Source organism: Winogradskyella sp. KYW1333, assembly GCF_003335675.1.
GTDB lineage: Bacteria > Bacteroidota > Bacteroidia > Flavobacteriales > Flavobacteriaceae > Winogradskyella.
Genome location: NZ_QPHL01000012.1, coordinates 1 through 14,329, shown reverse-complemented (window position 1 = coordinate 14,329; position 14,329 = coordinate 1). Strand labels below are relative to the sequence as shown.

General features: G+C 33.5%; 14 protein-coding genes. 12 read left to right on the top strand and 2 right to left on the bottom strand.

Translation table 11 applies throughout. The annotated features are described in order from the left end of the window. Positions 1-32: 32 nt before the first annotated feature. The 11 genes from DUZ96_RS02590 (at position 33) to tsaB (ending at position 10,269) form a co-directional block, all read left to right on the top strand. Positions 33-737 carry a hypothetical protein gene (locus DUZ96_RS02590; protein ID WP_114300548.1) on the top strand — a complete coding sequence of 235 codons (705 nt, stop codon included), beginning with the start codon at positions 33-35 and terminating at the stop codon, positions 735-737. After that, positions 730-1,485, top strand: coding sequence for an SCO family protein (locus tag DUZ96_RS02585; protein ID WP_114300255.1), 756 nt, complete (start codon positions 730-732; stop codon positions 1,483-1,485). The genes DUZ96_RS02590 and DUZ96_RS02585 overlap by 8 nt, the downstream gene beginning before the upstream one ends. 2 nt (positions 1,486-1,487) lie before the next feature. Continuing rightward, positions 1,488-2,030, top strand: a complete 543-nt coding sequence (locus tag DUZ96_RS02580) for a DUF420 domain-containing protein (RefSeq protein WP_114300547.1) — start codon at positions 1,488-1,490, stop codon at positions 2,028-2,030. A gap of 6 nt (positions 2,031-2,036) precedes the next feature. Continuing rightward, positions 2,037-2,279, top strand: a complete 243-nt coding sequence (locus tag DUZ96_RS02575) for a hypothetical protein (RefSeq protein WP_114300253.1) — start codon at positions 2,037-2,039, stop codon at positions 2,277-2,279. A gap of 114 nt (positions 2,280-2,393) precedes the next feature. Then, positions 2,394-3,095, top strand: coding sequence for an ABC transporter ATP-binding protein (locus DUZ96_RS02570; RefSeq protein ID WP_114300251.1), 702 nt, complete (start codon positions 2,394-2,396; stop codon positions 3,093-3,095). Next, the gene (locus tag DUZ96_RS02565; RefSeq protein WP_114300249.1) at positions 3,088-4,332 is read left to right on the top strand and encodes an ABC transporter permease; all 1,245 of its coding nucleotides are present in this window, start codon (positions 3,088-3,090) and stop codon (positions 4,330-4,332) included. The genes DUZ96_RS02570 and DUZ96_RS02565 overlap by 8 nt, the downstream gene beginning before the upstream one ends. A 1-nt stretch (position 4,333) precedes the next feature. Continuing rightward, entirely contained in the window at positions 4,334-5,593 is a 1,260-nt protein-coding gene (locus DUZ96_RS02560; RefSeq protein WP_114300247.1) for an ABC transporter permease, read from the top strand. A gap of 31 nt (positions 5,594-5,624) precedes the next feature. Further along, a complete protein-coding gene (locus DUZ96_RS02555; RefSeq protein ID WP_114300245.1) occupies positions 5,625-6,782 on the top strand; it encodes an efflux RND transporter periplasmic adaptor subunit in 1,158 nt (385 codons plus the stop codon). 54 nt (positions 6,783-6,836) lie between these two features. After that, positions 6,837-8,279 carry a TolC family protein gene (locus DUZ96_RS02550; RefSeq protein ID WP_114300243.1) on the top strand — a complete coding sequence of 481 codons (1,443 nt, stop codon included), beginning with the start codon at positions 6,837-6,839 and terminating at the stop codon, positions 8,277-8,279. Positions 8,280-8,281: 2 nt separating this feature from the next. Next, the gene (locus tag DUZ96_RS02545; protein WP_114300241.1) at positions 8,282-9,583 is read left to right on the top strand and encodes an efflux RND transporter periplasmic adaptor subunit; all 1,302 of its coding nucleotides are present in this window, start codon (positions 8,282-8,284) and stop codon (positions 9,581-9,583) included. Positions 9,584-9,600: 17 nt separating this feature from the next. Then, positions 9,601-10,269, top strand: coding sequence for a tRNA (adenosine(37)-N6)-threonylcarbamoyltransferase complex dimerization subunit type 1 TsaB (gene tsaB, locus DUZ96_RS02540; RefSeq protein WP_114300239.1), 669 nt, complete (start codon positions 9,601-9,603; stop codon positions 10,267-10,269). Positions 10,270-10,272: 3 nt separating this feature from the next. Here the strand turns inward: tsaB and DUZ96_RS02535 are convergent, their stop codons facing one another. Both DUZ96_RS02535 and DUZ96_RS02530 read right to left on the bottom strand, forming a co-directional pair. Next, entirely contained in the window at positions 10,273-11,079 is an 807-nt protein-coding gene (locus tag DUZ96_RS02535; protein WP_114300237.1) for a mechanosensitive ion channel family protein, read from the bottom strand. Positions 11,080-11,141: 62 nt separating this feature from the next. Further along, positions 11,142-12,044, bottom strand: a complete 903-nt coding sequence (locus DUZ96_RS02530; RefSeq protein WP_114300236.1) for a NifU family protein — start codon at positions 12,042-12,044, stop codon at positions 11,142-11,144. 218 nt (positions 12,045-12,262) lie between these two features. On the opposite strand from DUZ96_RS02530, the gene DUZ96_RS02525 reads away from it, so the two are divergent. Then, a partial coding sequence (locus DUZ96_RS02525; protein WP_258774295.1) for a choice-of-anchor L domain-containing protein occupies positions 12,263-14,329 on the top strand: 2,067 nt, incomplete at its 3' end.

Below are 14,329 nucleotides of genomic sequence, written 5' to 3'. Positions count from 1 at the left end.
TTTTATTGAACCACCTTTTTTATTTTTACAGTATGAAAAAAGAGAAGATTAAGCGCTATGCAGTATTAACCATTTTATTTTTTTTGCCAGTAGCCTTTTTACTGATGCTGTATCCTTCTACGCACAATTATGAACCTTTAGACATTGTCCATAATGATATTAGTGATATTTCTTTATCAGAAGTAATAAAACTTCAAGATCATATAACTGTTTTAGCTTTTTTTGGTAACAAACCAATTGAAAAGGCAACTGCAGCTTCTAACTTAAAAGAATTGATGTATGATAAGTTTAAGGGCTTTAAAAAGTTCCAAATTGTAGTTCTTGGATTAGAGGGGTCAGAAGATGAATATAGTAAGCTAAATAAGGAAATTGCTAAGTATGAAGACCTAAAGTTTTGGCATTATATTTATTTGTCTGAATCAGACATAAGAGAAATATACAGGAATCTCAAAACTACTGAAGAATTAGATGATAATTATTCTACTGACAAAGTTTTTATAATAGACAAAGATCGAAATCAAAGGGGCCGTTTGGATGATAGAAAAAAGAAAGAGATAGAAGCAAATAAACCCATTACCCAACTATATGCATATGATTGTATAGAAGTAGCTGAGATAAAAAATAAAATGAGTGAGGATATGCGCATTTTATTCACTGAATATCGTCAAAAGCGTAAAGGTGAGTTTCAAGATTCTGATTCAAGAAGAGCTAATGATTTAAAACAAATCGATGAGTAAAAAGAATAACTATTCATACGTCGGTATCGCATTTATAATTTTAGTTTTTGGGATTATTTTCGTTCCAAAAATTATCGATAGAATCAATAACAACGACATTACGAGAGAGGAGAGTCGCAGTAAGAACGTAACTAATGTTGATTTTAGTAAAATGTTAAAAAGTGACTTAGCATATTTAGAAATAAATGGTAATCCTAAGAAGGTGCCAGAATTTAGTTTCACCAATCAAGATGGTAAAATTATTTCCAACATTGACTATTTAGGTAAGGTGTATGTTGTGGAGTTTTTCTTTACGACTTGTCCGACAATATGCCCAATAATGAATAGAAATCTGGTAGAAATACAGAACGAATTTGACAACTTTGAGAATTTTGGTGTGGCTTCCTTCTCGATTACACCAGATATTGATACTCCAGAAGTTTTAAAGGCATATGCTGAGCGTTATGGAATAACAAATCTCAATTGGCATTTAATGACAGGAGACGAAGAAGCCATATATAAGTTGGCCAATGAAGGATTTAATCTTTATACCGCAAAAGATGATACTGTGGAAGGGGGATTTGAGCATTCTGGGAATTTTGCACTTATAGATAAAGAGGGTTTTATTAGATCAAGAAGAGATGATTTTGGAAACCCATTAATTTTTTATAACGGTTTAATACCTGAAGAACAAGGTGAAGATGAAGACGGTATCTCCCAAGAAGTTACAATACTAAAAGAAGATATAGCTAAACTATTAAAAGAATGAGTATGAACAATATGGATATTGAGAAAGAAAAAAAGTATAACAAATGGATTGTTGTACTGTCAATTGTAATTCCCGTAGCTGTGGCAGCGTTGTTTGGGATTAATTTAAGAGAACTAGGTTTTGATGTAGAACCATTAACTTTTTTGCCACCAATCTATGCTGCTATTAATGGCCTAACAGCAGTACTGTTAATAATTGCATTTATAGCGATAAAAAATAAAAACTTAGTATTACACAAAAACCTAATGACAACGGCGATATTTTGTTCGGTCCTTTTTTTAGTAATGTATGTTGCATATCATATGACAAGTGATTCAACAAAATTCACTGGTGAAGGTCTTATAAGATATGTCTACTTTTTTGTATTGGTGAGTCACATATCGTTATCTATTATCGTTATACCATTTGTGCTTGTCACGTATTTAAGGGCAATAACGAACAACATAGAGAAACACAAAAAAATTGCAAAGATCACCTTTCCTTTATGGCTTTATGTTGCAGTGACAGGTGTTATTGTTTATATAATGATATCTCCTTATTATTAATAAGAGATGAAACGTAATCTAGCATTTCTATTTTTTACATTTATTTGGTCTATCCAAACTTGGTCTCAATGTGCGATGTGCAGAGCAGTATTAGAAAGTGGAGATGATCAGGCAGCAGCAGAAGGTATAAATGACGGTATAATTTTTCTAATGGCAATACCTTATATTTTAGTTGCCTTATTTGGTTTTATTTTATATAAAAAATTCAATAAATCCTCAAAATCAAAAAATACTCCAGAGGTACTGTAACAAATATCCTAGTTAAGAGTCTTAATATAACGAAAACTAAGGGGGCATTAACAATTCGTTGGCATAAAAACCTAGTTGATTTTCATACTATTGCACAAGATTTAAGATTCAATTATGATTCAAATTAAAGATTTACATAAGTCTTACCACATGGGTAGCAACTCGTTACATGTACTCAAAGGAATTAATTTTAATGTTAAAGAAGGAGAATTAGTCTCAATAATGGGTTCTTCGGGTTCAGGTAAATCAACTTTGCTCAATATTTTGGGAATGTTAGATGAAGCAGATAAGGGTAGTTACATATTAGATGGTGTTCCTATTAAGAATCTTAACGAAAAAGTTTCAGCTCAGTACAGAAATAAATTCCTTGGGTTTATTTTCCAATCGTTTAATTTAATTAATTATAAATCAGCCTTAGATAATGTCGCTATGCCATTATACTACCAAGGATTAAAGCGAAAAGAACGTGTAGATAAAGCGATGCACTACCTTGAAAAAGTGGGACTCGCAGAATGGTCTCATCATTTACCAAGTGAGTTATCTGGTGGTCAAAAACAAAGAGTTGCAATAGCAAGGGCCTTAGCGAGCAACCCTAAGGTATTATTAGCAGATGAACCTACAGGAGCTTTAGATTCGGTAACCTCTCATGAGGTCATGGAATTAATACAAGGAATTAATGACGAAGGTAAAACTATTCTCGTCGTTACGCACGAGGATGATATTGCACATATGACGAAGCGCATTGTTAATTTAAAAGATGGTGTTATCATCGATGATAGTCCTGTTAAACAAATTAGAGCAAAAGCACATGTTTGATATAGAAAGGTGGCAAGAAATATTTGATACTTTAAAGAAGAATAAGTTAAGAACTATTCTAACGGGAATATCCGTGGCTTCAGGTATCTTTATTTTAGTCGTTCTTCTTGGTTTTAGTTCAGGAATTCAAAATGGTGTTACTGAACAATTTTCAGGTGATGCCACAAATAGAATAAGTATCAGAACACGCAGTACAACCAAAGGTTATAAAGGCCTTAATCCTAATCGTAGGATACAACTCAAAAATGAGGATTTTTATACAATATCCGATACATATGATGATTTTTTGGAGTATAAATCTGCAGGTTACTCTATTTGGGGTGGATTAATTAATTATAAAAATGAATCAGGGAATTATAGTGTCAGAGGGGTTTATCCAGATTTTCAATTCATTGAAAATGCTCAGATGCTTGAGGGTCGTTTTATCAATGTAGATGATATTGAAGAATCTCGAAAAGTCATTGTTGTTGGAAACAAAACAAAAAATGAGTTGTTCGAAGGAAAGAGTCCAATAGGAGAACTCGTTTCAGTTTTTGGTATAAATTTTAAAGTTATAGGGGTTTATACAGATGCAGGTGGTGAACAAGAAGAGGGTAATGTTTATATCCCAATTTCTTCTGCTCAAATAGCCTTTAATGGTGGTGATCGCATACGAGATATGACCTTTACGGTTGCCATGTCTGAAAACCTAGATAAAGCCCTAGAATTATCAAACGGTTTGGTGACAGGAATTGAAAGAGATATAAAACAAAAATATATCATAGCGCCTGATGACAGGGCCGCGGTCAGAGTAGATAATACTTTAGAAGAAGCAACGAAAATTTATTCTTTAATAGATGTTATTAAGGCTGTATTTTGGTTTGTTGGCATAGGAACAATTATAGCAGGTGTTGTTGGTGTGGGTAATATCATGATTATAATTGTAAAGGAGCGCACTAAAGAGATTGGTATTAGAAAAGCTTTAGGGGCAGAGCCATTTTCAATAATTGGTATGATATTACAAGAATCTATCTTTGTAACTATGTTTTCGGGCTTATTTGGCTTGATTACAGGTCTCGGTTTATTAGAAATTGTTGGTCCAACCATAGAAAATGACTATATAAAATATCCACAAGTAGATTTTAACACAGCTTTGTTTACGGTATTCTTACTTGTAGTTGCGGGTACACTGGCAGGATTTATTCCTGCGTATCGTGCTGCCAAAATAAAACCAATAGTAGCACTTAGAGACGAATAAGATGTTTAATAAAGACCGATGGGATGAAATATTAGAAGCTTTAACAGCTAATAAGTTTAGAACTTTTCTAACAGCGTTTGGTGTATTTTGGGGTATCACGATTTTAGTATTACTTCTAGCTTTGACCAACGGATTAAAAAATGGTGTTGAGGCTGGTTTTAGTGATTTTGCAACAAATTCTATGTTTACATGGGTACAACGTACTTCAATTCCGTATAAAGGATTACCCAAAGGAAGACGGTTTAATTATAAAATAGATGATGTAGATGCTATTAAAGCTGAGTTTCCTGAACTTAAATATGTATCACCAAGGAACTCTTTAGGTGGTTATCGTGGAGGCAACAACGTAACCCGTGGTACAAAGATTGGTGCATTTCAAATTTATGGGGATTATCCAGAATTTATTAATCAACTTCCAATGGATATTCTTCAAGGGCGTTTTATTAGTTATTCAGACATAAATTCAAATCGAAAGGTATGTGTTATTGGTATTGATGTTGTGCGATCTCTTTATGATAAAGGAGAAGATATAATGGGCTCGTATATTAAAATTAATGGTGTTAATTTTATGGTTGTAGGTACATTTAAGAATCCTAATAGCCAAGGAGATAAAGAAGAAGAAGCAAATACTATATATATTCCTTTCACAACTTTTAACCAAGCATTTAATTATGGAAATCGCGTGAGTTGGATGGCAATTACCGCTCACGATCACTTTAACATTACTAATTTAAAAGAGCGGATATTTAGTTTTTTGAAAATGAGACATAAAGTACATCCTAATGATGAGCGTACTTTTGGTCATAGAGATATTTCGGAGCAATTTGCCAAGGTAAGTGGATTATTCGCCATCTTAACTGTGGTTGGGTATTTTGTAGGGTCCCTAATTTTAATGTCAGGTATTATAGGGATTAGTAATATTATGCTTATCGTGGTAAAAGAGCGTACAAAAGAAATAGGAGTTCGTCGTGCTTTGGGTGCGACACCTTGGAATATAAAAGCACAAATACTTCAAGAAAGTCTTATTCTCACAATTTTATCTGGAATGGTGGGTGTAGCATTTGCTGGAGGAGTGATATGGATTATGAATTATTTACTAGATTCAAGTGGTCCAATTGAGAATTTTGCCAATCCAAGTGTAGGAATGCAAGTAGTATTTACAGCACTCACTATCTTGGTACTTTCAGGATTATTGGCAGGATTAATACCTGCAAATAATGCTACGAAAATGAAACCAGTAGACGCTTTAAGAATAGAATAGAAACTAATTAACTAAGAGAATTAATAAACTAATGAAACGAACAACAACAGTAATTATATTAATTGTTATAATCGTTGCTTTTTCAACGGCACTGATTTATCTATGGCAGAAAAATCAAGAAGACCCGATCACTTATTCCTCGGAGTCACCTTCACATCAAACTATAGTTGTAAAAACGATGGCAACGGGAAGTATTGTTCCAAAGGAGGAAGTTTTAATAAAACCAAACATATCTGGAGTAATTGAAAAAGTATTTATAGAAGCAGGAGACTATGTAAATCGAGGAGATTTAATAGCACAAATTAAGGTAATACCAAATGCCTCAACCTTAACAAGTGCAAAAAATAATATTGCATCTAACAGAAATGCGTTGCAAACTGCACAAATTAATCTTGAGACTCAGAAGGCAATTTACGATCGCCAGAAAGAACTATTTGACAAAGGGGTAATTGCGGCTAATGAATTCGATCAAGTAAATAATAGTTATTTACAAGCTAAACAAAGTGTTGAACAAGCAAGAATTAATGTGCAACAAGCACGTCAAAATTATGATATTATTAAAACAGGTACTACCTCTGGTCTGGGAAATATTGCGCAGACCCAAGTAAGAGCAACTGTTTCTGGGATGGTTCTAGATGTACCTGTAAAAGCAGGAAATCAAGTTATTGAAGCTAATAATTTTAATGAGGGCACATCTATTGCTTCATTAGCAGATGTAAAAAAGATGATTTTTGAAGGTAAAGTAGATGAAAGTGAAGTGGGTAAAATTAAAGAAGGGTTACCTCTAGAAATAACTGTTGGCGCTATTGAAAACGAAACATTTGATGCGGTTTTAGATTATATAGCACCAAAAGGAGTTGCTGAAAATGGTGCTATTCAATTTGCTATTAAAGGCACCTTAACGCAAATTGACTCTACATTTATCAGAGCTGGTCTTAGCGCAAATGCCTCTATTATTCTGGATAAAGCTGACAATGTATTAGCAATTAAAGAGGCTTTAGTACAATATGACAAGGAAACAAAAAATCCGTATGTAGAGATTGAAGTTGGGGACCAAGATTTTGAAAGAAAAGATGTAGAGTTAGGGATAAGTGATGGGATTTTTGTAGAAGTAAAAAGCGGGATCACTAAAAAGGATAAAATAAAGGTTTGGAACCAAATACAGGGTATATCAAAATTCTCTCAATAATAATTTAAACACTTTAGTGTAACACTTTAAGATTTATTTAGACAAATAGACATCATGAAAAAATCAATCATCATAGCAGTTTTACTATTTGGTTTAATTGCTCAAGCACAAAATAAAAAATGGACTCTTAGGGAGTGTGTAGAATACGCTCTAGATAATAATATTTCCGTTAAACAAAGCGAATTAGATGTTCAGCTTGCGGACATAGAAAAACTATCAGCAAAAGGTAATTTTGCTCCAGGCATCAATGCAGGTGGTGGAGTTTCTGAAAACACAGGTTTAAGTATTGATCCTGTAACTAATAATACACGGACAACCACTTTTTTATCTGCCTCTGGAAGTGTTAACATGAATTATACCCTTTTTGATGGTTTAAGAAACTTTAGACAGTTGCAAAGAGCAGATATATCAAAACTTGCAAGTCAGTATCGATTGGATAAAATGAAGGATGATATTTCCTTATTTGTTGCTAATGGTTATTTACAGGTAATTCTAAGTAAAGCAAATTTAGAGGTCTTAATTTCACAGAATCAGGTTACAAAGGAACAAATTGAAAGAACTGAAAAATTAGTTGAAGCTGGTTCTTTACCGCGTGGTGACTTACTCGAAATTAATGCAACAAATGCGAGTGAGCAACAAGCAATTATAAATGCGCAAAATAACGTACAAATTTCACTTATAAGTCTTGCTCAATTATTGTTAATTAAAGACTATGAAAACTTTGATATTGAAGAGGACGGCTATAACATTGTGGATGATGGTGTTGCCTCAAGAGATGTTTCGGAAATTATAGCATCAGCTAAAGAAAACAGATCAGAAATTAAAATTGCCGAGCAGAATGTAGCAATTGCAGAAATGGATCTAAAGATTTCAAAGGGAGCTAATTATCCAACTTTAAGCGCATTTTTCGGTTATAATACAAGATATGCAGATACACCTAATTTTACTCAAGAGGTAGATGCAAATAACCCAACAATTACTGCTCAAATTGGTACCGTGCAGGCAACAGGTCAATCGGTAGTGGCTGAGTTACCAAACACCAGTTTAGTAGAAGTACCTGCGGACCCTCTTTTTGATCAATTGTATCTTAATGATGGTGTAGGTTATGGATTACAATTAAATATTCCTATCTTAAATGGTTTTAATGTAAAAGGTAATGTGCAAAGAAGTAGAGTTAGTTTAGAACGTGCAAAGTTTCAATTAGAACAAGCCGAACTAGATCTTGAATCTACTGTGTACCAGGCATACGTAGATGCTAAAGGAGCCTTAAAATCATATGAGGCTGCACAGTTAGCGTTAGAGTCTCAAGAACTTGCATATTCTTACGCTAAGGAACGCTATGATGTTGGTTTAACCAATGCATTTGACTTTAGTCAATCTAAATTGAGATATGACAACACTAGTATAGAATTAAATAGAGCTAAATACGATTACATATTTAAATTAAAAGTTCTCGAATTATATTTTGGAATTCCAGCAACTGAATTAAAGTTTTGATTATGAGTAAAACAGTAAAAATTATTTTAGGATTTGTTGTTCTTATGCTTATTCTGCTAATTGCAGGGTCTAAGATGGGATGGTTTGGTAAAAAAGGAAACTTTAAGGAAGTTACAGTTAAGGAGGTTACATTAAAAGATATTATTGAAACAGTATCCGCAACAGGTAAAATTCAACCAGAAGTTGAAGTAAATATTTCATCAGAAGTATCAGGTGAGATACTAGAATTACCATTTAAAGAAGGTCAAGAAGTTAAAAAGGGTGATTTGTTAGTGCGAGTTAATCCAGATTTAATCCAATCGGCAGTAAATAGATCACAAGCTACTTATCAAAATGTAAGAGCAAATCTAGAGCAAGCTGAAGCTACTTTAAAACAGGCAAAAGCAGATTATGATAGAAACAAAGCATTATTCAATAAAGGTGTAATTTCAAAAGCAGATTGGGACAGGTCTATAGCAAGTTATGAAACTGCTGTTGCTGGTAAAAGTTCAGCCTATTATAGTGTTCAGAGTGCTGCTGCTTCTGTTAATGAGGCTAAAGATAATTTGAACAGAACAACAATTTTTGCTCCAATGAGTGGTACAATTTCACTGTTAAGTGTAGAAGAAGGAGAAAGAGTTGTAGGCACTCAGCAAATGGCTGGTACAGAGATTCTTAGAGTGGCTAATTTACAGAATATGGAAGTTGAGGTTGATGTGAATGAAAATGATATTGTTAAAGTAAATATTGGAGATTCAACGATTGTTGAAGTAGATGCTTATTTAAAGAAGGAGTTTAAAGGAATAGTTACAGAAATCGCAAATTCTGCAGCTGGTAATCTGGCTGCTGATCAAGTAACTAATTTTAAAGTAAAAGTTAGAATCTTAGAAGAATCATATCATGATCTTACGGAAGGTAAACCTGAAAGTTATTCGCCATTTAGACCTGGTATGACTGCAACAGTAGATATTATAACAAAGACGCGTAAAGATGCAATTGCAGTTCCAATTAGCTCAATTGTTATTAAAACAGATACAAGCTCAACTAAGAAGCGGTATTCAAAAAACAATATAGAAGGAGACGAAGTACAAGCTGAAGAACAAAAATTTGAATGCGTTTTTGTAAATGATAGTGGTAAGGCAAAATTAAGAGTTGTAGAAACTGGTATACAAGACGATACCTCCATAGAAATTATTTCGGGATTAGAAGAAAATGATAAGATTATAACAGGGCCATATAATGTGGTTTCAAAAACCTTAAAACCTGGCGATCTTATTGAAGAGAAGAATAAGAAATCAGAATCAACTGAGACCAGTTCAGAATAGCAGAAATATTATTTCTAATGGCATTATTGCTTAATATAGAAACAGCAACAACTAATTGTTCAGTCTCTCTGTCAAAAGATGGAGAGACTTTAGTTTTGAAAGAAGATAATAGTCTTAGCTATTCTCATGCTGAAACTTTACACATTTTTATTGATGAAGTCTTTAAAACGGCTAATATAGAACCATCTAATATTGATGCCGTTGCAGTTAGTAAGGGACCAGGTTCTTATACTGGATTACGTATTGGAGTATCTTCTGCAAAAGGCATTTGTTACGCCTTAAATAAACCATTGCTTTCCGTTGATACCTTAAAAAGTCTTGCTTGCCAAGCTAAAGTAGAAAAAGGATTTATTGTACCTATGCTAGATGCTCGTAGAATGGAAGTTTATTCCTCAGTTTATAGTTATGACCTAAAGAAAGTTAGAGAAATAGAAGCTCAAGTAATAGACGAAAATAGTTTTGGTAACTATTTAAAGCATGGGCCAGTTTATTTTATAGGAAATGGTGTCGAAAAAACAAAAGCTATAATTGAGCATCCAAATGCAGTTTTTATAGATAATAAATTACCATCTGCTAATGAGATGTCAGTTTTATCTGAAATAAAATATAAAATAAGTGACACCGAAGATGTCGCATATTTTGAACCTTATTATTTAAAGGATTTTGTTGCTATTAAAAAGTCCTAACCCCTATTTATGTATCTCAACTTGATGTGGATAAGGAATTTCAATTCCTGCTTTGTCTAATGCATCCTTTACATTTTCAGTTACTTCAAAATAGACCTCCCAGTAGTCTTCTGCATTACACCACGGTCTAACAACAAAGTTAATTGAACTATCTGCTAATTCAGAAACTGCTATTGTTGGTGCCGGGGTTTTTAATATTTTAGCGTTAGAAGAAAGAACTTCATTAAAAACACCTTTTGTTTTCTTAATATCAGAGTCATAACTTACTCCGAAAACAAGATCCACACGTCTTGTTCCCTCTGTAGTATAGTTGACAATATTTCCATTAGATAAGGCACCATTCGGTATAATGATTTCTTTATTGGATAGACCAGTAAGTTTTGTTGTGAAAACTTCAATTTCTTTAACTACTCCCATCTCTCCTTGAGCTTCTATTAAATCTCCGATTTTAATGGGTCTAAATATCATTATAAGAACACCTCCTGCAAAGTTTCCGAGCGAACCTTGTAAAGCCATACCAATGGCTAAACTAGCTGCCGCAAGAACAGCAGCAAATGATGTTGTTTCAACACCAACTGTGCCCAAAACTACAATGATTAGAATTATTTTGAAAGCCCAATTAATTAAGTTCAATAAAAATTTCTTTAAACTTTCATCGTAATTGGCTTTAATCATTGCTGTTGAAACACCTTTGATGAGCATTTTTATTATCCAACTACCTATTATCCATATTAGTATGGCAGCGATCAATCTGGGTCCAAACTCTACAATTAAGTTATAACCAGCATCAATCCATTGTTGTGTTTCCATATTTTTTGAATTAAAATTTTATAATTTAATAAGACTTTTATTTCTTAATAAAAACTACATATTTAGTTATTAATCGCATCCACAGTTATTTCACGGTCATTCAACATTTCTCTAAGCATATTTTCAATACCATTTTTTAATGTAAATGTAGAAGATGGGCAACCGCTACAGGCACCTTGTAATAAGACTTGTACCTTCTTTGAAGTTTCGTCATAAGACTTAAATTCAATATTACCGCCATCGCTCGCAACTGCAGGTTTAACATATTCCTCTAAAATATTTACAATGTTTTTAGACGTGTCATCTAAAGCTTCAAATTTTTGTTCTATCGCCTCCTCGGTTTTATTAAGTTGTTGTATAGCATTATCGTTCAAAATGGTTTTGCCATTTTCAACATAGCCTTTAATAAACTCTCTCAATTGCAAAGTAATTTCCTCCCATTCTATAATATCAAATTTTGTAATTGACACATAATTTTTATCAATAAAAACATTTTTCACAAAGGGAAATTGAAACAATTCAGTTGCAAAAGGAGATGGTTTTGCATCTTCTATTGATGAAAACTCATAAAGGTTAGCAACTAATACTTTGTTACATACAAATTTTAAAACATTCGGGTTAGGAGTACTTTCAGCATATACCGTGACCGCCGCTTTTGGTTTTATTGCCTCTTCTGTCACGACAATGCCGTCACTCGATAAATAATCTTCTAGTTGTTTTGCTACTTCATCTTGAACATCCTTCCAATCAACAATGTTAAAGCGCTCAATTGCCACAAAATTTGACGCGATATAAACCTTTTTTACAAAGGGTAGATAGAATAATTGTTGAGCTAATGGAGAGTCCTTGGCTTCATCAATATTGCTAAATTCAAAACTGTTGTGATTAGTCAAAAATCTATCAGCCTCAAACTTTAAAATTAAATCATTTGAAGTGGTATGTATTGATATATGTGTTTTAGGCATGTTTTTTTGTTTGCAAAAGTATGAAATAAACATATTAAACGTTAGTCCTAAACATTATGTTTTATAACTAATTTCATAAGTCAAATCATATATTTTGATTAAATTTCGTTTCTATTCAAAATATTTCACGGAACAAGAAATTTTGAAATTGGAATGATCTATTTATTTTGTCCTAAATTCAGTTAGATATGAATAGGATAAGGACTATTAGTTAATCAATGAGAAAATCAATTTTTGTATTTGCCCTTATAACTACATTTTGCGCTAAGGCCCAAGATCTAGTTATGCAAAATGGTACATTTAATAGATGTGCACCAGATAAGTTTTTTGATTCTGGTGGTGAATTTGCAAACTACGGCAATGACGAAAATTTAGTTACTATATTATGCCCTCAGAATGCTGGTGAATTTATTATTGTAGATTTTTTGTCTTTTACTACTCAGTTAGGTCTTAATCCTGACAGATTAAACGTGTATGATGGTGATTCTACTACTGCTAATTTATTAGGGACTTTTCAAGGACCAGAAGGTTCTTTTACTGTGAGTGCGACAGATACAAACACGTCAGGTTGTCTAACCTTTGAGTTTATTTCCGACGCTTCGGGTTCTATCGATGGTTGGGAAGCGAATATTTTATGTGCAACAGCATGTCAGGATATCGTTGCTTCAATTGATACAACAAATCCAGCACCAAATGGAACAGGCGTAATAAGCATTTTACCAGGAGAAACTGTGGACTTTTCTGGGAGTGCAGCTTTTTCGGTTGATGGGTCAAATGCCACTTATAGTTGGGATTTTGGTGATGGTTCTACTGCAACAGGTACTGATGTTTCTCATGTCTTTCCAATTGCAGGTACATATACTGTTACCTTTACAGCAACGGATGATAATCCTCAAGGTTGTGCAGGCACAGAAACTATCACAGTTTTTGTTCTTGGGCCAAATGTAGTGGTTGATCAAGATTTATTTACACCAGAAGAATTAATCACTGATGTTTTGGTTAATAGTCCGTGTGCAACGGTTTCAAATATTACATGGTCAACAGGTATTACTTTTAATCAATTTGAATCTAATGGGATTGGCTATTTTTTTAGTGATGGAATAAATTTCCCTTTTGAGGATGGAATTTTGCTAACTTCTGGAGATGCTTCTCGGGCTCGTGGCCCAAATAATAATAATTTAAGTGAAGGATCTGGCGCATGGCCAGGAGATGTTGAATTGAACAATACTGTTGGTATTACTTCTAATAATGCTACGTTTATTCAATTTGATTTTGTGCCCTTAGCTGATAACATTAGCTTTGAATTTTTAATGGCTTCGGAAGAATATAATGGAGGAAGTTTTGAGTGCAATTTCTCAGATGCCTTCGCATTTTTATTAACAGACTCTTTAGGCAATACCACAAATCTTGCTGTTTTACCAGGTACCAATACACCCATTTTAGTTACTAATATCCATCAAGCAAATACGTCATGTGGAGCAATTAATGAAGAATATTTTGGAGGCTATACACCTCAAAATGGGCCACCAATTTCTTTTGATGGTAGAACTACTGTTTTTACGGCACAATCTTCAGTGAACCCTGGCGAAACTTATACCATTAAGCTTGTTGTTGCTGATGCAACTGATACCCAATTGGATTCAGGTGTTTTTTTAAAAGCAGGAAGTTTTGATTTAGGTGGTGATTTAGGTGAAGATATTACAATAGCATCTGGTACAGCGCGATGTGGTGGCTCATCAGTAGAATTAGATACTGGTCTCACAAGTGCAATACACACTTGGTATTATGAGGGAACAGAAATATTGGGAGAAACAGGATCAATGATTTCTGTTACTCAGCCTGGCACATATTCAGTAGATATAGTGTTTTCTGGTGTATGCCAGGCATCAGATTCAATTTTGGTTGAATTTATTCCTAGTCCAACAGCAGGTCCTGCAATTGATTTATTTGAATGTAATTCATCTGGTACTTCAAATTTTGATTTAACTCAAAATGACAATAATATATTAGGAACATTAGATCCGACAGATTTTGTAGTAAGCTATCATCTTACAGATCAAAATGCAATTGATAATGTTAGTGCGTTACCAACTAATTATACTAATGTATCAAATCCACAAATAATTTGGGCAAGAGTTGCAGATAACTCTCAATCTTGTTTTGATGTTGTCTCATTTACTATTTCAACTTTTGGCCAACCTATAATCAACCCGGTATCAGATTTGGAGCGTTGCGACGACGGTTTGAACGATGGCATCGAGCTTTTCAATCTGGAGTCCCAGACG

Bases quoted from the DNA above. Each gene is read 5' to 3' on its own strand.
- DUZ96_RS02590 (WP_114300548.1), top strand. From the start codon at position 33: ATGAAAAAAGAGAAGATTAAGCGCTATGCAGTATTAACCATTTTATTT.
- DUZ96_RS02585 (WP_114300255.1), top strand. From the start codon at position 730: ATGAGTAAAAAGAATAACTATTCATACGTCGGTATCGCATTTATAATT.
- DUZ96_RS02580 (WP_114300547.1), top strand. From the start codon at position 1,488: ATGAACAATATGGATATTGAGAAAGAAAAAAAGTATAACAAATGGATT.
- DUZ96_RS02575 (WP_114300253.1), top strand. From the start codon at position 2,037: ATGAAACGTAATCTAGCATTTCTATTTTTTACATTTATTTGGTCTATC.
- DUZ96_RS02570 (WP_114300251.1), top strand. From the start codon at position 2,394: ATGATTCAAATTAAAGATTTACATAAGTCTTACCACATGGGTAGCAAC.
- DUZ96_RS02565 (WP_114300249.1), top strand. From the start codon at position 3,088: ATGTTTGATATAGAAAGGTGGCAAGAAATATTTGATACTTTAAAGAAG.
- DUZ96_RS02560 (WP_114300247.1), top strand. From the start codon at position 4,334: ATGTTTAATAAAGACCGATGGGATGAAATATTAGAAGCTTTAACAGCT.
- DUZ96_RS02555 (WP_114300245.1), top strand. From the start codon at position 5,625: ATGAAACGAACAACAACAGTAATTATATTAATTGTTATAATCGTTGCT.
- DUZ96_RS02550 (WP_114300243.1), top strand. From the start codon at position 6,837: ATGAAAAAATCAATCATCATAGCAGTTTTACTATTTGGTTTAATTGCT.
- DUZ96_RS02545 (WP_114300241.1), top strand. From the start codon at position 8,282: ATGAGTAAAACAGTAAAAATTATTTTAGGATTTGTTGTTCTTATGCTT.
- tsaB (WP_114300239.1), top strand. From the start codon at position 9,601: ATGGCATTATTGCTTAATATAGAAACAGCAACAACTAATTGTTCAGTC.
- DUZ96_RS02535 (WP_114300237.1), bottom strand. From the start codon at position 11,079: ATGGAAACACAACAATGGATTGATGCTGGTTATAACTTAATTGTAGAG.
- DUZ96_RS02530 (WP_114300236.1), bottom strand. From the start codon at position 12,044: ATGCCTAAAACACATATATCAATACATACCACTTCAAATGATTTAATT.